The organism is Streptomyces specialis (genome assembly GCF_001493375.1).
Classification (GTDB): Bacteria; Actinomycetota; Actinomycetes; order Streptomycetales; family Streptomycetaceae; genus Streptomyces; species Streptomyces specialis.
This window is the reverse complement of record NZ_LN929757.1, coordinates 197,037-219,056: the sequence shown is the minus strand read 5'-3', so window position 1 is coordinate 219,056 and position 22,020 is coordinate 197,037. Positions and strand designations below refer to the sequence as shown.

Annotated in this window: 22 protein-coding genes and 1 pseudogene; 10 read left to right on the top strand and 13 right to left on the bottom strand. The window is 73.3% G+C overall.

Features of this window, described 5'->3' with window-relative positions; genetic code table 11:
* The first annotated feature begins 51 nt into the window (after nucleotides 1–51).
* The gene (locus tag BN2279_RS02255) at nucleotides 52–1,686 is read left to right on the top strand and encodes a long-chain fatty acid--CoA ligase (protein WP_059005982.1); all 1,635 of its coding nucleotides are present in this window, start codon (nucleotides 52–54) and stop codon (nucleotides 1,684–1,686) included.
* Nucleotides 1,687–1,694: 8 nt separating this feature from the next.
* On the opposite strand, the gene BN2279_RS02250 is transcribed toward BN2279_RS02255, so the two are convergent.
* From BN2279_RS02250 to BN2279_RS02220, 8 genes are all read right to left on the bottom strand, one after another.
* Complete coding sequence (locus BN2279_RS02250) at nucleotides 1,695–2,192, bottom strand: MSMEG_6728 family protein (RefSeq protein WP_059005981.1); 498 nt, start codon at nucleotides 2,190–2,192, stop codon at nucleotides 1,695–1,697.
* Nucleotides 2,193–2,197: 5 nt separating this feature from the next.
* The gene (locus tag BN2279_RS02245) at nucleotides 2,198–3,145 is read right to left on the bottom strand and encodes a Rieske (2Fe-2S) protein (protein WP_059005980.1); all 948 of its coding nucleotides are present in this window, start codon (nucleotides 3,143–3,145) and stop codon (nucleotides 2,198–2,200) included.
* A 116-nt stretch (nucleotides 3,146–3,261) separates the two neighbouring features.
* A complete protein-coding gene (locus tag BN2279_RS02240; RefSeq protein WP_059005979.1) occupies nucleotides 3,262–3,708 on the bottom strand; it encodes an SRPBCC family protein in 447 nt (148 codons plus the stop codon).
* A 96-nt stretch (nucleotides 3,709–3,804) separates the two neighbouring features.
* Nucleotides 3,805–4,644, bottom strand: a complete 840-nt coding sequence (locus BN2279_RS02235) for an ABC transporter permease (protein ID WP_079031746.1) — start codon at nucleotides 4,642–4,644, stop codon at nucleotides 3,805–3,807.
* Nucleotides 4,641–5,618: an ATP-binding cassette domain-containing protein gene (locus BN2279_RS02230; RefSeq protein WP_059005978.1), complete on the bottom strand. Its 978-nt coding sequence runs from the start codon at nucleotides 5,616–5,618 to the stop codon at nucleotides 4,641–4,643. Before BN2279_RS02230 ends, BN2279_RS02235 begins: the two co-directional genes overlap by 4 nt.
* 19 nt (nucleotides 5,619–5,637) lie before the next feature.
* Nucleotides 5,638–6,276: a zinc finger domain-containing protein gene (locus tag BN2279_RS26985; RefSeq protein ID WP_234347292.1), complete on the bottom strand. Its 639-nt coding sequence runs from the start codon at nucleotides 6,274–6,276 to the stop codon at nucleotides 5,638–5,640.
* Between the two features lie 30 nt (nucleotides 6,277–6,306).
* The gene (locus BN2279_RS26980; protein ID WP_079031745.1) at nucleotides 6,307–6,591 is read right to left on the bottom strand and encodes a DNA-formamidopyrimidine glycosylase family protein; all 285 of its coding nucleotides are present in this window, start codon (nucleotides 6,589–6,591) and stop codon (nucleotides 6,307–6,309) included.
* Nucleotides 6,592–6,595: 4 nt separating this feature from the next.
* Entirely contained in the window at nucleotides 6,596–7,840 is a 1,245-nt protein-coding gene (locus BN2279_RS02220) for a DUF4032 domain-containing protein (protein ID WP_059005977.1), read from the bottom strand.
* Nucleotides 7,841–7,963: 123 nt separating this feature from the next.
* On the opposite strand from BN2279_RS02220, the gene BN2279_RS02215 reads away from it, so the two are divergent.
* Nucleotides 7,964–8,134 (top strand): hypothetical protein, encoded by a 171-nt coding sequence (locus BN2279_RS02215; RefSeq protein WP_059005976.1) that lies wholly within the window; start codon nucleotides 7,964–7,966, stop codon nucleotides 8,132–8,134.
* An 80-nt stretch (nucleotides 8,135–8,214) separates the two neighbouring features.
* Here BN2279_RS02215 and BN2279_RS02210 read toward each other — a convergent pair whose 3' ends face one another.
* Genes BN2279_RS02210 through BN2279_RS02195 form a run of 4 tightly spaced genes read right to left on the bottom strand, consistent with a single transcriptional unit; the run spans nucleotide 8,215 to nucleotide 10,799 of the window.
* A complete protein-coding gene (locus tag BN2279_RS02210) occupies nucleotides 8,215–9,156 on the bottom strand; it encodes a YihY/virulence factor BrkB family protein (RefSeq protein WP_059005975.1) in 942 nt (313 codons plus the stop codon).
* Nucleotides 9,153–9,830 carry a DUF3618 domain-containing protein gene (locus BN2279_RS02205; protein WP_059005974.1) on the bottom strand — a complete coding sequence of 226 codons (678 nt, stop codon included), beginning with the start codon at nucleotides 9,828–9,830 and terminating at the stop codon, nucleotides 9,153–9,155. Before BN2279_RS02205 ends, BN2279_RS02210 begins: the two co-directional genes overlap by 4 nt.
* On the bottom strand, nucleotides 9,806–10,279 hold the full coding sequence (locus tag BN2279_RS02200; protein WP_059005973.1) for a phage holin family protein: 474 nt from the start codon (nucleotides 10,277–10,279) through the stop codon (nucleotides 9,806–9,808). The genes BN2279_RS02205 and BN2279_RS02200 overlap by 25 nt, the downstream gene beginning before the upstream one ends.
* Before the next feature lies 1 nt (nucleotide 10,280).
* Nucleotides 10,281–10,799 (bottom strand): hypothetical protein, encoded by a 519-nt coding sequence (locus BN2279_RS02195; RefSeq protein ID WP_059005972.1) that lies wholly within the window; start codon nucleotides 10,797–10,799, stop codon nucleotides 10,281–10,283.
* A gap of 150 nt (nucleotides 10,800–10,949) precedes the next feature.
* Here BN2279_RS02195 and BN2279_RS02190 point away from each other — a divergent pair, with 150 nt between their 5' ends.
* The 5 genes and pseudogenes from BN2279_RS02190 to BN2279_RS02170 all read left to right on the top strand — a co-directional run bounded on the left by BN2279_RS02190 (nucleotide 10,950) and on the right by BN2279_RS02170 (nucleotide 16,064).
* Nucleotides 10,950–11,705 carry a ZIP family metal transporter gene (locus BN2279_RS02190; protein ID WP_059005971.1) on the top strand — a complete coding sequence of 252 codons (756 nt, stop codon included), beginning with the start codon at nucleotides 10,950–10,952 and terminating at the stop codon, nucleotides 11,703–11,705.
* 71 nt (nucleotides 11,706–11,776) lie between these two features.
* Complete coding sequence (locus BN2279_RS02185) at nucleotides 11,777–13,318, top strand: MFS transporter (protein ID WP_059005970.1); 1,542 nt, start codon at nucleotides 11,777–11,779, stop codon at nucleotides 13,316–13,318.
* 31 nt (nucleotides 13,319–13,349) lie between these two features.
* Entirely contained in the window at nucleotides 13,350–14,177 is an 828-nt protein-coding gene (locus BN2279_RS02180) for an aldo/keto reductase (RefSeq protein WP_059005969.1), read from the top strand.
* A 109-nt stretch (nucleotides 14,178–14,286) separates the two neighbouring features.
* A pseudogene (locus BN2279_RS02175) lies at nucleotides 14,287–14,901 on the top strand (NAD(P)-binding domain-containing protein); the annotation flags it as partial.
* 191 nt (nucleotides 14,902–15,092) lie between these two features.
* The gene (locus BN2279_RS02170; RefSeq protein WP_059005968.1) at nucleotides 15,093–16,064 is read left to right on the top strand and encodes a TIGR03557 family F420-dependent LLM class oxidoreductase; all 972 of its coding nucleotides are present in this window, start codon (nucleotides 15,093–15,095) and stop codon (nucleotides 16,062–16,064) included.
* 62 nt (nucleotides 16,065–16,126) lie between these two features.
* Here the strand turns inward: BN2279_RS02170 and BN2279_RS02165 are convergent, their stop codons facing one another.
* Nucleotides 16,127–18,055, bottom strand: coding sequence for a Dyp-type peroxidase (locus BN2279_RS02165; protein ID WP_079031744.1), 1,929 nt, complete (start codon nucleotides 18,053–18,055; stop codon nucleotides 16,127–16,129).
* Between the two features lie 224 nt (nucleotides 18,056–18,279).
* Here BN2279_RS02165 and BN2279_RS02160 point away from each other — a divergent pair, with 224 nt between their 5' ends.
* The 3 genes from BN2279_RS02160 (at nucleotide 18,280) to BN2279_RS02150 (ending at nucleotide 22,002) form a co-directional block, all read left to right on the top strand.
* Complete coding sequence (locus tag BN2279_RS02160) at nucleotides 18,280–18,822, top strand: type 1 glutamine amidotransferase domain-containing protein (protein ID WP_059005967.1); 543 nt, start codon at nucleotides 18,280–18,282, stop codon at nucleotides 18,820–18,822.
* A gap of 49 nt (nucleotides 18,823–18,871) precedes the next feature.
* Nucleotides 18,872–20,044, top strand: a complete 1,173-nt coding sequence (locus tag BN2279_RS02155) for a baeRF2 domain-containing protein (RefSeq protein ID WP_059005966.1) — start codon at nucleotides 18,872–18,874, stop codon at nucleotides 20,042–20,044.
* A gap of 95 nt (nucleotides 20,045–20,139) precedes the next feature.
* Nucleotides 20,140–22,002 (top strand): transketolase, encoded by a 1,863-nt coding sequence (locus BN2279_RS02150; protein ID WP_059005965.1) that lies wholly within the window; start codon nucleotides 20,140–20,142, stop codon nucleotides 22,000–22,002.
* Nucleotides 22,003–22,020: the final 18 nt, after the last annotated feature.

Here is a 22,020-nt window from a genome sequence, read left to right as displayed (position 1 = left end):
TCGCACCGCACCACCGACTCGCCCCTGGAGCACCTTCCGAGGCTGAGCACCATGCAGGACGTCCCGCTGACCGTCACCAGAATCCTGGAGCACGGCAGAACCGTGCACGCCCGCGCCCAGGTCGTCACCTGGACCGCGAACGGTCCGCGCCACACCGACTTCGGCGAGATCGGCGACCGCGCGGCCCGGCTGGCGCACGCGCTGCGCGACGAACTCGGCGTGGACGGCGACCAGCGGGTCGCCACCCTGATGTGGAACAACGCCGAGCACCTGGAGGCGTACCTCGCCGTCCCCGCCATGGGCGCGGTGCTGCACACCCTCAACCTCCGCCTGCCCCCGGAGCAGTTGGCGTGGATCATCAACCACGCCGCCGACCACGTGATCCTGGTCAACGGCACGACGCTGCCGATCCTGGCCGCCGTGCTGCCCCGGCTGGAGAGCGTCCGGCACATCGTGGTCGTCGGCGAGGGCGACCGTTCCGTGCTGGACGGCTGCCGCCCGGCCGTGCACGAGTACGAGGAGCTGATCGCGGACCGGCCCACCGACTACGCGTGGCCCGAGCTGGACGAACGGTCCGCCGCCGCCCTCTGCTACACCTCCGGCACCACCGGGGACCCCAAGGGCGTGGCCTACAGCCACCGTTCGCTCTACCTGCACTCCCTCCAGGTGAACGGCGCCGAGTCGTTCGGCCTGAGCTGGCAGGACACGGCGCTGCCCGTGGTGCCGATGTTCCACGTGGACGCCTGGGGGCTGCCGCACGCCGCCTTCATGTCCGGCGCGTCGCTGCTGATGCCGGACCGGTTCCTCCAGCCCGGTCCGCTCGCCGACATGATCGCCGCCGTGCGGCCCACCATCGCGGGCGCGGTCCCGACGCTGTGGAACGGGCTGCTGATGGAGCTGGCGGAGCGCCCGCGCGACATCTCCAGCCTCCGCCGGGTCATCGTCGGCGGCGCGGCCTGCCCGCCGTCCCTGATGCGGGCCTTCGAGGAGCGCCACGGCGTGCCCGTCGTCCACGCCTGGGGCATGACCGAGACGTCCCCGCTGGGCACCGTCGCCCATCCGCCCGCCGGGATCAGCGACGAGGAGGCGTGGTCCTACCGGCAGACGCAGGGCCGTTTCCCCGCCTCCGTGCAGGCCAGGCTGACCGGCCCGGACGGCCAACTGCTGCCGCACGACGGCGAGTCGGCGGGCGAGCTGGAGGTGCGCGGCCCCTGGATCACCGGCGCCTACTACGGCGGCGCGGACGGCGACCCGGACACGCCGAAGGACAAGTTCCACGACGGCTGGCTGCGGACGGGCGACGTCGGCACCATCACCCCGGACGGCTACCTGACGCTCACCGACCGGGCCAAGGACGTCATCAAGTCCGGCGGCGAGTGGATCTCCTCCGTGGACCTGGAGAACAAGCTGATGGGCCACCCGGACGTGGTCGAGGCCGCCGTGATCGCCGTCCCCGACCCGCGCTGGGACGAACGCCCGCTGGCCGTGGTGGTGCCGCGCGAGGGCGTCGTCCCGGACTTCGCCGCGCTGCGCGCGTACCTGGCCGAACGGGTCGCCAAGTGGCAGCTCCCCGAACACTGGACGACGGTGGCGGCGGTGCCGAAGACGTCGGTCGGCAAGTTCGACAAGAAGCTGCTCCGCGCCCAGCACGCCGAGGGCGCCCTCGCCGTGACGACCCTGGCGTAGGCCACCGGTCAGGCGACGCCGTCCAGACCGCGCGGGATGTGTCCCGCGCGGTCGGAGGCGGGCCACACGTACGGCAGGTCGTCCGGCACGCCGGGGAAGCGGTCGGCGTAGAAGGCGGGATCCTTGCGGACCAGCGCCGACCGGTGGCTGCGGTGGAACGCCTCGTCGCCGAGCCAGGGCGGCAGCTCGCCCCCGGCGGCCAGCCGGTCCTGGCGCCGGACGTGCCGCCGGGCGTCCAGGGCGGCGAAGTCGGCGGCCAGCGATCCGGCGCAGGTGTCCTGCCGCCCGCCGGCCGTCCACACCCGGCACACCTCCAGGCCGTAACGGACGAGGGCCTCCTCGTAGCCCGCCCACATCCGCACCGCCGGATGGCGCCGCCACCCGTAGCCCGGCACGGTGAGCCCGCGCAGCACCTGCAACGCCTCGACCCGCTGCTTCCCCAGCCGCCGCGCGTCCAGCGCCTCGGCGGACCGGGCGAAGTCGGGGTACGGGAGAAATGTCTGCACGGCCGCTAGACCTCCTTCTCCGCCGCCGGGAGGCGCACCTCGACCCGCCCACCGGTCACCCGGCACTCGAAGGCGGGCTGGGGCGCCGTGGCCGGGCCGTGGACGTTCCAGCCGTCCGTCAGGCGGAAGGTGCTGCCGTGCCAGGGGCACCGCACGCAGCCGCCCTCGACCGTGCCCCCGGACAGCGGGCCGCCCATGTGGCCGCACCGGTCGGCGAGCGCCCGTACCGTTTCCCCGCCCTCCCGGTACACCAGGACCGGGACGTCGCCCAGCAGGTGCCGGACGGGGACGCCGACGGGGAACTCCGCGAGGCGGCCCAGCGGGTGCCAGCCGGGCTCCACGGCGGCGGCCACCCCGTCGGCGTGCTGGGCGCCCGCCGCCTGCCGGTAGGCGAGGTGACCGCCGAGCGCGCCGCCGACGCCGACCGTGACGAGCCCGGCGAAGCCCAGGCCGCGCCCGGCCATCCGCCGGCCCCGGAGCCGGGCGGTGAGGGAAGCGGTGTAGAGGGCGACGGCGGCGGTGTTGGTCGCGGCGTGCGCCAGGCCCACCCGCATCTGCGGCTTCCGCAGCTCGGCCCAGTCGTTCAGGCCCGCCAGCGCGGCGGGCAGGGCGGCGGCCAGCCCGACCGCGACGAGCGCCCCGGCGCTTCCGCGGCGGCCCGGCAGCAGGTCCAGCAGGGCGGCGGACAGCCAGGTCCCGATCGGGACCTGCACCATCAGCGGGTGCGCGGGATGGCCGAGCCATCTGCCGTGCAGCGCGTCGCGGGCTCCCTCGGGCAGCGTGGCGCGGACCGCGCCGCGCAACGGGCCCAGCAGGGGATCGGCCCGGCGGGGGCCCTCCAGCTTCTCCACGGCGGGGAGGGTCCGGCCGGGCCGGGCGGGGTCGGGCCGCAGGGCGCGGGCGGCGGAGGCGGCGGCGGGGAAACCGCCGGGGATTCTCTCGAAGAAGGCCATGCCGTCCGGTGCCCCGCTCCCCGGAACGCAAACATTACCCTCGTCGCGAACGCGAAGCCCCCCGGTGGCCGGGCGGCCACCGGGGGCTGGGTCGGGACCCGGCCCGGCGGGCGGGCTCAGACCTTGCCGCGCCAGGCGCCGGTGGCGGCGCCCCGGGACTCGATGTACTCCTTGAAGTGCTTCAGATCGCTCTTCGCCTGCCGGCGCACGAACCCCAGCTTGTCGCCGACGGCCTCGGTGAACAGCTCCGGCGCGTACTCCAGCTGGAGCATGATCTTGGTGTGCCGGTCGTCCAGGCGGTGGAACGTGACCACGCCCGCCTGCTTGGGGCCGTTCGTGCTGGTCCACGCGATCCGCTCGTCGGGGATCTGCTCGGCGATGTCCGCGTCGAACTCCCGCTCGGCCCCGGCGATGCTGGTCACCCAGTGGGTGCGCGTGTCGTCGAGCTGGTCGACGCGCTCGACGCCGCCCATGAACTCGGGGAACGACTCGAACTGCGTCCACTGGTTGTAGGCGGTGGTCACGGGAACAGCGACTTCGATGGATTCCTCGATGTGCGACATGTGTGACGTCCGCTCCTTCCTGCCTCTTGTCTGAGGGGACGATGTGGTGGGGTACCCCCGCATCCGGGGCGGAAACGCCCTGGGGTCGGACGGGTTTCACACTTTGCGCTTGAACACCCACACGGACAGCGGCGCGAAGACGGCGGCGATGGCGGCGGCCCAGGCCAGTGACTTGGCGGCGGGGGCGGCCACCTCCCCGCCCAGCATCAGCCCCCGGCACGCCTCGGCGAGCACGCTCACCGGGTTCACGTCCACGAACGCCTGGAGCCACCCGGGCATCGTGTCGGCCGGCACGAAGACGTTGCTGACGAAGGTGAGCGGGAACAGCGCGGTGAACCCGAAGATCTGCACCCGCTCGGCGTCCTTGGCCAGCAGCCCGACGAGCACCGCGACCCACGAGAAGGCGAGCGCGAAGGCCAGCAGGAGCAGGACGGCGCCCAGCAGACCCGGGACCCCGGGGTCGCCGAGGCGGAAGCCGAGGATGACGCCGACCGCCAGCACCAGCACGATCGACCACGCCTGCTTCACCTGATCGGCGGCGATCCGGCCGGCCAGCGGCGCCCAGCGGGCGATGGGCAGCGACCGGAGCCGGTCGAAGACGCCCTTGTTCACGTCGGTGTTGAGTCCCTGCCCGACGTAGAGCGTCACGAACAGCATGTTCATCACGATCATGCCGGGCAGCATGAACGTCAGGTACTCCTTGACCGAGCCCGCGATCGCGCCGCCGAAGACGTAGGTGAAGAGCAGCACGAACATGATCGGCTGGATGCTGAAGTCGGTCAGCTCCGCCGGGTTGTGCCGCACCTGGACGACGGTGCGCCACGCCAGGGTCATGGTCTGCCGGATGCCCTGGAACAGGCCGAGGCGGGGGGCGAGTTCCCGGTCCGCCGCGGCCGGCGCGACCGCGGAGCGCGCGTCGTCACCGATTCCGCTCATGCCGGAGCCGCCTCCTGGTCGGCCGGGTCCCCGGAGGTCCCGGCGTCCGCCGGGCGGCCGGTCAGGGTCAGGAAGACCTCGTTGAGGCTGGAGCCGCGCAGCGCCAGCTCGGTCACCAGGACGCCCGCGTCGTCCAGGCGCCGCACCACGGCGGGCAGGACGGCGGGGTCCGCGACCCGCGCGGTGACCAGGCCGCTCTTCTCGGTGGCCTCGGAGCCGGTCAGCTCCGTCACCACCGTCCGCACCAGCGGCACCCGGTCGGCCTCCATGGGCCGCACGGCGAGGGTCCTGGCGCCCATCCGGGCCTTCAGCTCCTCGGGGGCGCCCGAGGCGATGACCTCGCCGCGGTCGATGACGACGAGCCGGTCGGCGAGTTCGTCGGCCTCGTCCAGGTACTGGGTGGTCAGCAGCACGGTGGCGCCGTCGGCGACCAGCCGCCGGATGAGGTCCCACAGCTCGGTACGGGCCCGGGGGTCCAGGCCGGTGGTCGGTTCGTCGAGGAACAGCACCGGCGGTCGGCCGACCAGGCTCGCCGCGAGGTCCAGGCGGCGGCGCATGCCGCCGGAGAACGTGCCGACCGCGCGCCCGCCCGCCGCGGCCAGGCCGAAACGCTCCAGCAGCTCCCGGGCCCGGTGCCGCGCGTCGCGGCGGCTCATGCCGAGGAGGCGGCCGATGAGCAACAGGTTCTCCGTGCCGGTGAGCTGCTCGTCCACCGAGGCGTACTGGCCGGTCAGCCCGATGAGCTGCCGCACCCGGTGGGCGTCGCGCCGCACGTCGTGCCCGCCGACCGTGGCCCGTCCGGCGTCCGGCCGCAGCAGGGTGGCCAGGACCCGCACGACCGTGGTCTTGCCGGCGCCGTTGGGGCCCAGCAGCCCGAGCACGGTGCCGGGCGGGACCTCCAGGTCCACCCCGGCGAGCGCGGTGGTGGCGCCGAACCGTTTGGACAGCCCCTCGGCCAGGATCGCGTGACTCATGCGCTCGCTCCCCTTCCGGTCAGCTCCCACTATGCGGGCGGCCCCCGCCCCCCGCGCCCGGGGGCGCCGGGTCGCGTCCGGCCTGGCAGTGCGGGCACCAGGGGGTGGAACGGCCCGCGATCCGGTCCGGGCGCAGCGGCCCGCCGCAGCGGGGGCACGCCGGGTCCGGCTCGTCGCGGTGGCCGGTGAGCCAGGACGGGCGGGCGGGCACGCACCCGGCGCGGACCGCGTCGCGGAGCACGCCGCGCAGCGCGTCGGCCAGCCGGTCGCGTTCGCCGGCGTCCAGGTCGCGGGCCGGGCGGGCCGGGTCGACGCGGGCGCGCCACAGGATCTCGTCGCCGAGCAGGTTGCCGAGCCCGGCCACGACGGACTGGTCGATGAGGCCGGCCTTGACGCGGGCGCGGCGGCCGGCGGGGAGCCGGTCGAGCCCGGAGCGGTCCACGGTCAGCGCGTCCGGCCCCTGGCCGCCGAGCACCTCCGCCAGGTCCGCGTCGGTGGTGGCGAGCCGCAGGCCCTGGAGCTTGCGCTGGTCGCGGTAGCGCAGCCGGCGTTCGCCCTCCAGGGTGAAGTGACCCGGTCGTGGGGGTGCGGGTCTTGTGGGTGGGGCTAAACGCTGGCGAGTATGTAGGTGTAAAGATACGTGGCATGAGGGTGTCAATATGCCGAACGGTGCGCGGACCACGGAGGACTAGACTATCCGCTTCGGCGGCTGCGGCCGAGGTGTATAAGAGGCAGGCCGTCCGGTCATGCCGAAGTGCAGCAGCAGCGACGGTCCGTCGGTGCGGGCGAGCAGCCATTTGCCGTGGCGCTCGGGCTCGGCCAGGCGGCGGCCGGTGAGGGCCCGGCGCAGCCGGGACGCGGTCACGCCACGCAGGACCCCGGGGTCGGCCACATCCACGCGCTCGACGCGGCGGCCCCGGCCGTGGTCGGCCAGGACCCGGCGGAACGCCTCCACATCGGGCAGTTCGGGCATGCCCTCACGGTACGTCGGTGCCGTCCGGACGGCCCGCGAGCACGGTGGCGATGTAGTCGTCGGCGGCGGCGGCCATGCCGACGTCGCGCTGGGCGCGCTCCGACAGGTACCAGCGGTGCTCCAGCAGCTCGTGGTAGATCTGCGCGGTGTCCAGCCCTTCGCGCAGCTCGGCGGGGACGGCCCGGACGGCGGGGCGGAAGACGTCGCGGACCCAGCGGTGGGCCAGCACCTCCGGGCGGGCGCCCGGCGCCTCGTCATCCGGTGAGGCATCGCCCGGGACGAAGTCCTCCTGGGACGCCATCCACGTCTCCAGGTCGTTCAGCAGGCTGCGCGCCTGGTTCTCCTCGGCGTCCAGGCCCGTGAGCCGCAGCAACTGCCGCTGGTGGTGGCCCGCGTCCACGACCTTCGGCAGGAACGTGACGTGGTCGCCGTCCGGGGAGCGCTGGATCTGCATCTCGGCGACGTCGAAGCCGAGGTCGTTCAGCCGGCGGATGCGGCGGTCGATGTAGTGGCGCTTGTCGCGCGGGTAGACCGAGGTGCGGGTCAGCTCGTGCCACAGCGCGCCGTACCGGTCGATCAGCTCCCGCCCGAACGGCACCGGGTCCACGGCGGGGTGGAGTGAGCCGCCGGCCTCCAGGTCCATCAGCTCGCCGACGATGTTGACCTGGGCGACGTCGAGGTCGTAGTGGCGCTGCCCGTCGGTGAGCCGTGGCTGGAGCTGCCCGGTCTCGGCGTCCACGAGGTAGGCGGCGTAGGCGCCGGCGTCGCGGCGGAAGAGGGTGTTGGACAGCGAGCAGTCGCCCCAGGCGAAGCCGGTGAGGTGGAGACGGACCAGCAGCACGGCGAGCGCGTCCAGCAGCCGCTGGATGGTGCCGGGCCGCATCGTCGTCTCGAACATCGAGCGGTACGGCAGCGAGCCCTTCAACTGGCGGGTGATGAGGACCGGTTCCAGGGGCTCGCCGTGGGCGTCGGCGCGGCCGGGGACGACGGCCACGGGGTCCACGGCGGGGACGGCGAGCCGGGCGAGGGCGCGCAGCAGGGGGTACTCGCGGACCGCGGCCCCCTCCCCGACCTCCTTGACCGCGAAGACGTCGTGCCCGGCTCTGGCGAACCGGACGACGTGCCGCGAGATGCCGCGCGGCAGGGCGACCAGATGCCGCTCCGGCCAGGCGGCCAGCGGCACGTCCCAGGGCAGATCGAGCAGGGTCGTCGGGTGCCCGGGGTCGGTGGCGGTGATCTGAAGCTCCATGGCTCCCAGTCTGCGCCCGGGAACGCCCAGGTTTCCGATGCCGCGGTTCCGGTAACCCGGTACACGGCTCTACCGGTGCTCCACCGGTACGCAGTGCCTCACCGGTACGAATGGAGGCCGACGATGGCCGTACTGCTTCTTGTCCTGCTGCTCGCCCTGGTGCTGTTCGGGGCGGGTTTCGCGCTGAAGGTGCTCTGGTGGCTGGCGGTCGCCGTGCTGATCGTCTGGCTGCTCGGATTCGTGATGCGCGGGACGACGTCGCACGGGACGCGGTCCCGCTGGTACCGCTGGTAGCCGGGACGGACCCCGGCGCCCCCGGCGACGGCCCGGGCCCGGTACGGTTCCCACCGTGCCGGGCCCGGGCCGTCGTCCGGTCACAGCTTGCGCGTGTCCCGGGGTTCGGCGTAGGGCTCCTCCTCCGGCGGGTGACCGCTCTCGATGGCGCGGCGCCGCTCCAGCTCGGCGTCGAACTCCAGGCCGAGCAGGATGGCCGTGTTGGAGATCCACAGCCACACCAGGAAGATGATCACGGCGGCGAGGCTGCCGTACGTCTTGTTGTAGCTGCCGAAGTTGGCCACGTAGAACGCGAACGCGGCCGAGGCGATGATCCAGATGCCGACGGCGAGGAAGCTGCCGGGCGTGATCCAGCGGAAGCCCCGCTTGACGTTCGGCGCGGCCCAGTACAGCAGCGCGATGACGAGTCCGACCAGCAGCACCATCACGGGCCACTTGGCGATGTCCCAGACCGTGACGGCGGTGCTGCCCAGGCCCAGGACGTCCCCGGCCTCCTTGGCCAGGGCGCCGGTGAAGACGACCGCGACCGCGATCGCGGCCAGCAGCACCACGGTGGCCAGCGTGATCAGGAACCGGATCGGCAGGGTCTTCCAGACGGGACGTCCCTCGCCGATGTCGTAGACCACGTTGCCCGCCCGCATGAACGCCGCGATGTACCCGGAGGCGGACCACAGGGCGAGCGCGAGGCCGATGACGAACGAGATCCCGGCGCCGCCCGCGCCGCCCTTGAGGTGGTTCAGGGCGTCGGTGAGGACGTCCCGCACCGATCCGGGGGCCAGTTCGGCGACGTTGTCGATGAGCGGGTCGATGGCGGAGCTGCCGATCAGGCCCAGCACCGAGACCAGGGCGAGCAGGGCGGGGAAGATCGACAGCACCCCGTAGTACGTCAGGGCCGCAGCCCAGTCCGTGAGGTTGTCGTCCTTGAACTCCCTGACCGTGCCCTTGAGGACCTCCCACCACGAGCGCTTGGGCAGGTCGCCCGGCGTACGCGCCGGCGCCTGCCCGTGGTGCGGGGCGCTCATCGCCGCCCGTCGTTCCGCTGGACCTCGCCGGACACGCCGCGCGCGGATTCCCTGGCCTGTCCCGCGACGCCGCCGGCCCGTTCGCGGGCCTGCTGCCCGGTGTCGCGGGCGGCCTGGGCGGACTGTTCCTTGATGTCCTTGGCCGCCTGCCGGGCGTGCTCGGTGGCGTCGTCCTTCAGGTGCTGCGCGGACTCCATCGCGGCGCTCTTCACCGGCTCGGCCATCCGGCCCGCGCGGTCGGTGATCCGGCCCGCGACCCGTTGTCCCGTCTCGGTCTTCGGCGCCCGCGACGCGGCGATCAGCCCGGCGCCGAACGCGACCGCGCCCGCCGTCAGCGGATTGCCCTGCGTCTGCCGCATGGCCTGCCCGGGTGCCTTGCCGGCCGCCTCGCGGGCGTGCCGGGCGCTGTCACGGGTGGACTCGGCGGCCCGCCTGCCCTGGTCGCCTGCCTGGCCGCGCACGCCCTTGGCCTGGTCCTTCGCCTGGCCCATGCCGTCGGAGGCGCCTCCCATGACCCGCTCCTTGAGCTGGGTCAGGCCGCCGCGCATCTGCTCGCCGCGGTGGTGGGCCATGCGGCGGGGGCTGGTGCGTTCCGCCAGCCGGTCCAGATCGTCGCTCAGCTTCGCCCGGGTGGCCTCGATGTCGGCCCTTATGTCGTCGGGTGACGTGCCCATCGCGCGTCCTCCTTGAGGGTGTCCATGGTCTGCTGGGGCTTGGGGGACACGCTCCGCATGCGGGAGCGGCCCATGACGAACAGCGCGGCACCGATGGCCGCCCACACGCAGGCGACGATCAGCGCGGCCCAGCCGCCGTCCATGACGTTGGCCAGTCCGAACACGGCCGCGAGGGAGAGGAAGAAGGCGACCATGTACCCGGCGAAACCGGCGCCGCCGTACATCCCGGCGGCCTTGCCCGCCGTGGCGACCTCTTCGCGGATCTCGGCCTTGGCCAGCTCGACTTCCTGCCGGAACAGAAGCTGCGTGTCCGAGGTGATCTCGGTCAGCATCTGCCCGATCGACTCGTCGTGCCCGTGCTCATGCCGGTGCTGGTGCCGGGCGGGGGCCGTGGGGTCCCCGGTCCTGGCCGGGTCGGCGCGGCCGGCGCGGTGTGCTGTGAGCGCCATGTCACACCTCCGGCGCTGTGCCGCCGCCGGGCGGCGGGCTGTGGCCGTCCGGCGAGTCCCCGTCGGCGCGGCCCAGTTTGACGAGCCGTCCGATGGCGAACCCGGCGAGCGCGGCTCCGCCGAGGAACGCGGCGGGACGCTGGCGGGCGAACCCCTGCACGTCCTCGATCATCCCGTTGACGCCGCGCTCGTCGATGTAGTCGGCGGCGCGGTGACCCCGGTCGGCGGCCTGCGCCACCAAGCCGCGGGCCGAGGAGTCGGCGGGAGCGTTGTCGGCGAGCCCGGCGAGGTCGTCGGCCCACTGGCGGACGGCGCCCGCCGTGCGGTGCGTCTGGCTATCGGCCTCGTCCGCCATCCTGCCCCGCAGATCGTGGGCGGTGGTGCGCGCGTGGTCCCTGGCCTGGTCCGTGACGGATCTGGCCTGTCGCCGCGCGTCGCCGGCGAGCCCGCGGGCGGCCTGACCGGCCTGCCCGGCCGTGGCCGACATCTCCTGCTGAGCACGCTCCGTGCTCTGGCTCATGGGTCTCTCCTTACCTCTGAGACGCCCTGCTCGTCCTCGGGTAACCGCCGGCTTCCGCACGAAACCCCGCATTCCACGCATTCATCGTGTTCCCTTTCTTTCCCCGCATAGCGCCGCTTCCGCTCTCCCGGGCGGGGTAGAGGAGGAGACATGTCGGAAGTCGTACTGGCCGGGATGTGGGGACTGGTCGCGGGATCGGCGCTGCTGCTGGGCGCGGTCGTCGGGTACGGGGTGCGGGTGCCGCAGTGGCTGGTGGCCTCCGTGATGGCGTTCGGCGCCGGGGTGCTGATCTCCGCCGTCTCCTTCGAGCTGGTGGGCGAGGCGTACGAGCAGGCGGGCCTGGGTCCCGCGGTGGCCGGAACGATCGGCGGCGCCGTGGCGTTCACGGCGGGCAACGCCTGGCTGGCGTACCGCGGCGCGCGGAACCGTAAACGCTCCGGACATGTCCGCTCCCAGCCGTCGGAGTCCGAGCAGGAGGGCTCGGGCCTGGCGCTGGCCCTGGGGGCGCTGCTGGACGGCGTGCCCGAGTCGGCCGTCATCGGCGTCAGCCTGCTGGACGGTGGCGCGGTCAGCCTGGTCACGGTGGTGGCGGTCTTCATCAGCAACGTGCCCGAGGGGCTGTCCAGTTCGGCGGGCATGCGGGCGGCAGGACGCGGCCGGGGGTACGTCTTCGGCGTGTGGGGCGCCATCGCCGCCGCGAGCACGGCCGCCGCGGTGCTGGGCTACGCGGTGGTCGGCGGCTTCCCCGACGCCGTGGTGGCCGGGGTGACGGCGGTCGCGGCGGGGGCGATCCTGGCGATGATCGCCGACACGATGATCCCCGAGGCGTTCGAACGGGCGCACCTGGCCATCGGGTTGATCCTGGTCTCCGGCTTCCTGGTCTCGTTCGCGCTCTCCCACGCCTGAACGCGCGCCTGAGCCCGCGCCGCGCCCCGCGCCCACATGCGCGGCCGGGGGCGCGACCGCAGAATGGGTGAATGCGCACAGGGGCGAAAAGGGGCGACCCGGACGAACCCGCGAGGCCGGGCGGCGGTACCGGCACGGCGGCGGACCGCGCGACCACCGCCCTGGTGCGCACCGCCGTACCGGCCCGGCTCGACCGGCTGCCGTGGTCCGGCTGGCACTGGCGGATCGTCATCGGCCTGGGCACGGTCTGGATCCTCGACGGGCTCGAAGTCACCCTGGTCGGCAACATGGCGGCCCGGCTGGCGGAGCCCGGCAGCGGCCTGGACATCACCGCCTCCCAGGTCTCCGGGCTGGGCGCCGCGCTCTATGTGACGGGGGCGTGCACCGGCGCCCTGTTCTTCGGCTGGCTCACCGACAGATTCGGCCGCAAGAAGCTGTTCCTGATCACCCTCGCGGTCTACCTGGCCGCCACCGGACTGACCGCCCTGGCCTGGACCCCCGGCTTCTTCTACGCGATGCGCTTCTGCACCGGCCTGGGCATCGGCGGCGAGTACGCGGCCGTCAACTCGGCCATCGACGAACTGATCCCGAGCGCCTACCGGGGCCGGATCGACATCGTCATCAACGGCAGCTTCTGGATCGGCGCGTTCGCCGGATCGCTGCTGTCCATGGTGTTCCTGCGGACCGCGTTCTTCCCCGTCGGCGTGGGCTGGCGGCTGGCGTTCGGGCTCGGCGTCATCCTCGGCTTCGTCATCCTGCTGGTGCGGCGGCACGTGCCGGAGAGCCCGCGCTGGCTGTTCATCCACGGCCGCGCCGAGGAGGCGGAGTCCGTCGCCGGCCAGGCCGAGGAGGCGGCCCGGCACGCCACCGGCCGCGAGCTGCCCCCGCCCGCGGGCGAGATCACCATCAGACAGCGCCACACCATCGGCTTCGTCACCATCGCCAGGACGGTCTTCACCCGCTACCCGCGCCGCACGGCGCTGGGCCTGTCCCTCTTCATCGGGCAGGCGTTCCTCTACAACGCGGTGACGTTCGGCTACGCCACAATCCTGGTCACCTTCTACGACGTGCCCGACGACAGCACCGGCTACTACTACGCCGTCATCGCCTTCGGGAACTTCCTGGGCCCGCTGCTGCTGAGCCGGCTGTTCGACACGGTCGGCCGCAAGCCGATGATCTCGGGCACCTACATCCTGTCCGGGCTGCTGCTGTTCGTCACCGCCTTCCTCTTCGACCGCGAGGCACTCTCCGCCGTCACGCTCACCGCCTGCTGGACCGTCGCCCTGTTCTTCGCCTCCGCCGGCGCCAGCTCCGCCTACCTCACGGTCAGCGAGATCTTCCCCATGGAGACCCGCGCCATGGCGATCGCCTTCTTCTACGCGGTCGGCACGGCCGCGGGCGGCATCAGCGGCCCGCTCGTCTTCGCCTCGCTGACCGAGAGCGGCGTTCCGCGCGACACCGCGCTGGCCTTCGGCCTCGGTGCCACGCTGATGGTCGCGGCCGGGGTCGTGGAACTGTTCCTCGGCGTCAAGGCCGAACGCCGGGGCCTGGAGAGCATCGCCACGCCGCTGTCGGCAGAACCCGACGAGCCCCCCGGACAGCCGCCACGCTGACGGGACGATCAGCCACGATCAAGGAGGAGCAGTGGCCGCACCCATCCACACCCTCAACGACAGCCACCGCCTGCCCGCCACCGGCTTCGGCACCTATCCGATGGACGACGCCGAGGCCGAACGCGCGGTCGCCGACGCCCTGGGCCTGGGATACCGGCTGATCGACACGGCCGTGAACTACCGCAACGAGTCCGGAGTGGGCCGGGGCATCGCCGCCTCCGGCGTGCCGCGCGAGGAGATCGTCGTCACCACCAAGCTCCCGGGCCGCCACCACGGCTACCAGGAGACACTGGCGTCGTTCGAGGAGTCCCGCGCCCGCCTCGGCCTCGACCGCGTCGACCTGTACCTCATCCACTGGCCCAACCCCCGGGTCGACAAATACGTCGACTCGTGGCGGGCGATGATCAAGCTCAGGGACGACGGCCTGGTCAGGTCCATCGGCGTCTCCAACTTCACCCCCGAGCACATCCGGCGGCTGGAGAAGGAGACCGGCGTGCTGCCGGCCGTCAACCAGATCGAGCTGCACCCCCTGCTCCCCCAGGACGACACCCGCGCCTTCCACGCCGGGCACGGCATCGTCACCGAGAGCTGGAGCCCGCTCGGCCGGGGCAGCACCCTGCTGGAGGACGAGGGCATCGCGCGGATCGCGGCGGCCCACGGCGTCAGCAGCGCGCAGGTGATCCTGCGCTGGCACGTCCAGCTCGGCGCCGTACCGCTCCCCAAGTCCGGCGACGCCGCGCGGCGTCGCGCCAACCTCGACGTGTTCGGGTTCGCCCTCGACCCCGGCGAGATGGCCGCCGTCGCCGGCCGGCCGTCCCGCAGGCTGGGCGGGGACCCGGACCGGCACGAGGAGTTCTGACCGGCCGGAGCGGCGCACGGCGCGTCGGATACGCTCGCGCGACGGGCCCGCCGGCCGGACGGCCGGGACCCGGGATCAGCGTTTCAGGTGAGCGACGGGAGATGATGGCATGGGGCGGCAGGCACAGATCGGTGTCACCGGGCTGGCGGTGATGGGCCGGAACCTGGCCCGCAACTTCGCCCGGCACGGACACACCGTGGCGCTCCACAACCGGACCGCGGCCAGGACGCGGCAGTTGGTCGAGGAGTTCGGCCACGAGGGCGACTTCCTGCCCGCGGAGACCGCCGAGGAGTTCGTCGCGTCGCTGGAACGCCCCCGGCGGCTGGTGATCATGGTGAAGGCCGGGGCGGCGACCGACGCCGTGATCGACGAGTTCGCCCCGCTGCTGGAGCCCGGCGACATGATCGTCGACGGCGGCAACGCGCACTTCGAGGACACCCGGCGCCGCGAGGCCGCGCTGCGCGAGCGCGGCCTGCACTTCGTGGGCTGCGGCATCTCCGGCGGCGAGGAGGGCGCGCTGCACGGGCCGAGCATCATGCCCGGCGGCTCCAAGGAGTCCTACGACGCGCTCGGCCCGCTGCTGGAGAGCATCGCCGCGCGGGTCGACGGCGAGCCGTGCTGCACCCACATCGGCCCCGACGGCGCGGGCCACTTCGTGAAGATGGTGCCCAACGGCATCGAGTACGCCGACATGCAGCTCATCGCCGAGGCGTACGACCTGCTTCTCTAGTATTCTTTCGATGATATCCGTTCACGACCTGTGTGGATCTTCTGTTTGTTCTTCAAGCCCACAGCGACCCCTACAATCTACCCTATCCCCTTCGTCGGCAGCGTCAGATGTGTATAAAGAGACAGGTGGCAGCCCCTCCGCCACCGGAGGAACATGGTGCGCAAACCATGGGAAAAGAGGCAGAGATGCGCATTGGATACAAGCTGGCCGCCGAGGCGTTCGACCCCAAGGAGCTGATCCGCCAGGCCCAGCTCGCCGAGCGGGCCGGTTTCGACTTCGTCGAGATCAGCGACCACTTCCATCCGTGGCTGGACAACCAGGGCCACTCACCGTTCGCCTGGACCGTGCTGGGCGCGATCGCGGCGAAGACCGAACGGATCGGGCTGGCCACAGGGGTCACCTGCCCGACGGTCCGCTACCACCCGGCGATCATCGCGCAGGCCGCCGCGACCCTCTCCCTGGTCTCGGACGGCCGGTTCACGCTCGGCGTCGGCTCCGGCGAGCGGCTCAACGAGCACGTCGTGGGCGTCGGCTTCCCCGACTCCGTGCGGGTCAGGCAGGAACGGCTCTGTGACGCCCTGCACATCATCCGCCTGCTGTGGCAGGGCGGGTACCGCTCGTACGAGGGCAAGCACCTGCGGATCGAGGACGCCCGGATCTTCGACCTGCCCGCCGAGCCGCCCCTGATCGCGGTGGCCGCGGGCGGCGCCGACGCGGCGCACATCGCCGCCGACCTCGGCGACGGGCTGTTCGCGACCGAGCCCAAGGGCGACATCGTCGCCACCTACCGCAAGGCCGGCGGCACCGGCCCGCGGTACGCCGAGATGCCCATGGCGTGGGCCCCCGACGAGCACACCGCGGCCCGGGCCGTGCTGGAGACCAGCAGGTGGGCCCTGCTGGGCTGGAAGGTGATGAGCGAGCTGCCCAACCCGGTGAACTTCGACGCCGCGTCGTCCACCGTGCGGGAGTCCGACGTGCTGGAGCAGTTCGCCTGCGGTTCGGACCCGGAGCGGTTCGTCGAGGTCGCCCAGCAGTTCGTCGACGCCGGCTTCGACCATCTGGTCACGCAGAACGCGGGGCCCGACCCCGACGGCTTCATCGACTTCTACCAGCGCGAGCTGGACCACCGGCTGCGCGCCCTGAAGCCGCGGGACTGATCCCCGCGCGGACCGGGTCCCCGGCGGGACCCGGCCGGGCGGCCGGGTCCCGCCGGGGCGCGTCAGTGCGCGGTGCCGGTGTGCCAGAGGACGCTGCCGTCGGCGGCGCGGATCACCCCGTCCCCGTCGGTCTGGCCCACGAGCACGGCCCCCGGGTGCGAACCGAGCCGCTCCCCCTCCGGCGGCCACAGCACCTCGCCGTCGGTGTTGGGCAGCAGCAGCTCCCCGTCCGCGGTGAACTCGGCGCGGACCGCCTTGAACTCCAGTGCCGGGTCGAGGCCCGTGCTCCAGATCTCCCGCTCGTTCTCGTCGTGCACGACGAGGTTGCCGGTCAGGTCGTTGAACCGCAGACGGGCCTTGTGCGAGCTGATCACATCCCCGCGCTGGATCAGCTCGGGCGCGGTGAGCACCTGCTCCTTGGCCGGCCCCCCGCCCGGCGGGATCGTGCCGTCGGCGAGCTGTTTCAGTGCCGGGAGCGACGGCGTGAAGGCGTAGACGCAGCCCTCGGTGCGGACGAACTGCCGCAGGCTCAGCTCCACGCTCGCCGTGGGCGTCTCGGTGCCGCCGGAGGGGAAGGCGACCTGGCCTCCCCTGCCGATCACCGCGTCCCGGCCCACCTGCGGGGAACGCTCGGGGAAGTCGGCCCCCTCGATCCACGTCCGCTGCACGAACTCGAACTGCTGGACCAGGTCGGCCTGGTAGCTGACGAAGACGAGACCCCTCGGCGCGTCCGGCCCGTTCGCCTCCCCGCCGGCCGGGTCGAACGGCATACCGTAGGGGATCCCCCGGCGCATCAGGCGCCTTCCGTCCAGCGCGCCCTTCTCGGCCAGCGGCTCCGGATCGGTCGTGCGGACCTTGAGGCCGTCGCGCGGGTTGACCTTCCGCGCGTGGGAGCACAGCGGCGTGATCCGGCCGTCCGGGTCGTCCCGGTAGCTGATGTCGTTGTCCGCGTCCGCTCCGGGCAGCGTCGGCACGTCGACGTCCGGGCTCTTGGCGACCGGGGCGCCGGACCGCCAGCGGCCGAACAGGCGGGCCGCCAGCCACTCGGTGGTCGCGGTGTCCGGCACGGCCTTGGCGTCCTTGAGGACCTTGAGCTGGTCGGCGACCTGCGCCCACCAGCCCGGTACGTCCTGCGCCAGCCGGCGCACCACCTGGAACGAGCCGTCCGCCATCCAGTCCGGCAGCGAGGCCGACCTGCGGTGGTCGGTCGGATGCCCCACGACGAACTCGCCGGACGGGATGATCCGGGTCCCGGGCTTGTCCTTCTGGTACTCGGGACGGGCCGGGTCCGGCTCGTCGAAGTCCGCGACGGCGGGCTGGCTGATGCCGTCCTTGAAGCCGAAGTGCTCCTCCCCCCGCCGGTGGCCCTCCAGCGTGGCGCCGGCCTGCTCGAAGGCGATGGCCAGCCGGTGGGCGGCGATCTCCTCGCGCTCCCGGGCCAGCGCCGTGCCCAGGTCCGCGGCGCGGTCGGCGGCGACGGTGAGGACCACGTGCACCGGGTCGCTGTGCTGGGCCCCGAAGAGCCACTGCGACGGATCGTTGGCCTCGGTGTCGCCGAGCAGTTCCTTGCGGGCCGCGGCGCCCTGGACGAACGCGTCCTGCGTGGTGCCGTTCGGCACGTCCGCGATGGGCGGGCCGCCCACGAGCTGCTCCAGCCCGGGGTAGGTGAAGCTGACCGAGCGCCAGACGGTCCGCAGGCTCGCCGGGTCGGTGCCGGCCGCGTTGCGGCGGGCGGCGCTGAAGGTGGCGTTGAACGCCGCGACATCGCGCGTGGTCGCTATCCGGTGGCGGAGCCTGGCCAGCCAGCGCCTGGCCTGGACCGGGTCCCCGATGGTGAGGAAGAGAAGCTGAACGTAGTCCTTCTTGAACCCCGCGAGGATGTCGCCCTGGATCTCGGCGCTCTCCCGGAGCGGCAACGCGGCCGCGGCGGCCGTGGTCTGCCCCGGAACGACCGGGTTCACGGCCGCGGGATCTGCGGCGATTCGGGTCATGAATTCTCCGAATTCGATGCGAATGGGAACGCGCCGGCGCGGATTCGCCCGGCGCGCTCGGAACCTATAGGCCCGCCCGACAGCAGGGGGCCGTTCGTGCACCAAACCACCCAACAGAGGGCAGTTGTGGCATTGAGCCTACCGATGTTTCCCTTCGCGCCACAGCGGCTACCCGGGGCGCGGGCCGGATATGGCCACGCCGCACGACAAGGAACGGTGAGAATATGCGGATCGCATTTGTGATGGCACACGAAGGCGTCGAGCAAATCGAACTCACGTCGCCCTGGGAGGCGCTCGTGGAGACCGGCGAGACGCCCCAGCTCATCTCCACCCGGCCCGGCAGCGTCCAGGCGTTCCACCACCTGGACAAGGCGGACACCTTCCCTGTGGACGCCACGGTGGGCGAGGCGGACCCCGGCGACTACGACGCGCTGGTCCTGCCCGGCGGTGTCGCCAACCCGGACGCGCTGCGGATGGACGAACGGGCGGTGGCGTTCGTCAAGTCGTTCTTCGACGCCGGCAAGCCGGTCGCGGCGATCTGCCACGCGCCGTGGACCCTCATCGAGGCCGGTGTGGTGCGCGGCCGGACCCTGACGTCCTGGCCGAGCCTGCGCACGGACCTGCGCAACGCGGGCGCCACCTGGATCGACGACCGGGTCGTCATCTGCCACGACGGCCCCGGCACGCTGGTCACCAGCCGCAAGCCGGACGACCTGGAGTACTTCGACGACGCGATGCTGCGGGAGTTCGGGAAGGTCGCCGTGTGACGGCCGTGCCCCGCGCTCCCGAGAACTGCCGGACGCACCGGAGGAAGCCATGAACCTAGCGTTCCTCGACCCGCTGCTGCACAAGCCGGGGCCCTGGGCCTCGGTGTACTTCGACACCTCCGACGCGACGGAGAACTCCGCCGAGGTCCGGGAGTTGCAGGCGCGCGACGCCTGCGACCGGCTGGCCGGCCTGGGGGCGGACCCGGCGACGTGCCGCGCGGTGTACGACAGGCTCAGCGGCCTGGCGCCGGACGACGCGGGCCGGGCGGTCTTCGCGACCGACGGCGAGGCCGTCCTCGACGTGCCCCTCGCGGCACCGCCGCCCTCGCCGCCGCTGACGAGCTGGGCCGTGCTGCCGCGCCTCGCGCCGCTCCTCGACTACGGCGAGCGGGACCCCACCTGCCTGGTCGCCTACGTCGATCGCAGGGGCGCCGACCTGGAACTGCGCGGCACCCACGGCCGGCCCGCGCCGGCCGACGAGGTCCGGGGCCGGCAGTGGCCGATGCACCGCACCGGCCGGGCCGACTGGTCGGAGCGGCACTTCCAGCTCGCCGTCCAGAACACCTGGGACGAGAACGCGGCGCGGATCGCCGAGACCCTGGCCACCGACGCCGAACGGGCGCACGCCGCGATGGTGATGCTGGCCGGCGACCCCCGGCAGCGGCGCGCGGTCCGCGAGCGGCTGCCCGAATCGCTGCGCGAGGTGACGGTCGAGTCCGAACACGGCGGCCGGGCCGCCGGTTCCTCGGCCAGGCTGCTGGACGCCGACATCGAGGAGGCGCGCGAGCGACTGGCGCGGGAGCGCACGGCCGAGGCGCTGGAGCGGTTCGAGGCCGGACGCGCACCGGCGGACGGCCGCCTCGACGCCGCCGAGGGCGTGCCCGCGCTGGTGGACGCCGCGCGCGAACACCGCATCGACACCCTGCTGGTGCGGCACGACGGCCCCGACCTGCACCGCGACGTGTGGGTGGGCCACGAGCCCGATCAGGTGGCGCTGCGCCGCTCGGACTCCCGGTACCTCGGCGAGCCCGCGCCCGAACCGGCGCGCGCCGACGACGCGTTGCTGCGTTCCGCCGCCGCGACCGGCGCCGACGTGGTGGCGCTGCCGACGGCCCCGGCCGGCGCCGGGACCGGCGCGGTACCGGCCGGCGGCCTCGGCGCGCTGCTGCGCTGGCCCTACGCGGACGGCGTGCCCGGCGGCGGTCACCCCTCTCCGGCCTGACGCCGGCGGCAGCCCCGACTCCGGTCCGCCCCGGCGCCGTTACGCGCCGGGGCACCGGGGTACCCGCACGCGCATCTTCCCCCCAGGAGGCACGCATGACCACTGACCAGTACCTGGCCGAACTCGGCCAGCAGTTCCGGGTGGACGCGGTGCGCGCGACCTCGACCGCGGGTTCCGGCCACGCCACCTCCTCGATGTCCGCGGCGGACCTGATGGCCGTGCTGTTCGCGAGGTACCTGCGCTACGACTTCGACTGGCCGGACCACCCCGGCAACGACCACCTGATCCTCTCCAAGGGGCACGCCTCGCCGCTGCTGTACGCCGCGTACAAGGCCGCGGGCGTGATCACCGACGAGGAGCTGCTGACGTTCCGCGAGTACGGCAGCCGTCTGGAGGGGCACCCGACGCCCCGGCTGCCGTGGGTGGACGTCGCGACCGGTTCCCTCGGGCAGGGGCTGCCCATCGGCGTCGGCATAGCGCTCGCCGGGCAGCGCCTGGACGAGATGCCGTACCGGGTGTGGGTGCTGTGCGGCGACAGCGAGATGGCCGAGGGCTCGGTCTGGGAGGCGTTCGAACACGCCGGGTTCGAGAAGCTGGGCAACCTCACGCTGATCGTCGACGTCAACCGGCTGGGCCAGCGCGGCCCGACACGGCACCAGTGGGACCTGGACGCCTACGCGCGGCGGGCGCGGGCGTTCGGCTGGCACACCGTGGAGGTGGACGGCCATGACCCGGCGGCCATCGACACGGCCTACGCGGAGGCGATCGGCGTCCAGGACCGGCCCACCGCGATCCTGGCCCGGACAGTGAAGGGCCGGGGCGTCGCGGCGGCGCAGGACCGGGAGGGCATGCACGGCAAGCCGCTGCCGGACACGCGGGAGGCCGTCGAGGAGCTGGGCGGCGTGCGGAACCTGACCGTCGAGGTGCGGCGCCCGCCCGCCGCCATGGCGCCGCGGCAGGCCCACGGCGTCCACGCCGACCTGCCGCGGTACCGGGTCGGCGACCGTGTCGCCACCCGGAACGCCTACGGCGAGGCCCTGGCCGCCGTGGGCACCGACCGGCCCGACGTCGTCGCGCTGGACGGCGAGGTCGGCGACTCGACCCGCTCGGAGTTCTTCGCCAAGGAGCACCCGGACCGGTTCTTCGAGTGCTACATCGCTGAGCAGGAGCTGATCGCCACCGCCGTGGGGATGCAGGTGCGCGGCCGGACCCCGTTCGTGTCGACCTTCGCGGCGTTCCTGACCAGGGCGCACGACTTCCTGCGGATGGCGGCGGTCAGCCGCGCCGGGATCAGCGTCGCCGGTTCGCACGCCGGGGTCGCGATCGGCGAGGACGGGCCGTCGCAGATGGGTCTGGAGGATCTGGCGATGCTCCGCTCGGTGCACGGCAGCACCGTGCTGTACCCGTGCGACGCCAACCAGACCGCGCGCCTGGTCGCGGGCATGACGGACGGCGCCGGGGTGCGGTACCTGCGCACCTCGCGCGGCAAGACCCCGGTGATCTACGGGCCGGACGAGGAGTTCCCGGTGGGCGGCAGCAAGGTCCTGCGTTCCTCGGACGCGGACCGGCTGACGATCGTCGCGGCCGGGGTGACCGTGCACGAGGCGCTGGCCGCCGCCGACGAGCTGGCGGCGGACGGCATCCCGGTGCGGGTGCTGGACCTGTACTCGGTGAAGCCGGTGGACGCGCGCGCCCTGTGGGCGGCGGCCGAGGAGACCGGCTGTCTGCTGACCGTCGAGGACCACCGGCCCGAGGGCGGGCTGGGGGACGCGGTCCTGGACGCCTTCACGGACGGACGGCCGGTGCCGCGCCTGCTGCGGCTCGCCGTGGGGAACATGCCGGGTTCGGCGACCCCGGAGGAGCAGCTCAGGGAGGCCGGGATCGACGCGCGGGCGATCGCGACCGCCGCCCGCCGGCACGTCGCGGAAGCGGGCGCGACGAACGCGGCGGCGGCTTGAGAGGGGGCGCTTTCGCGG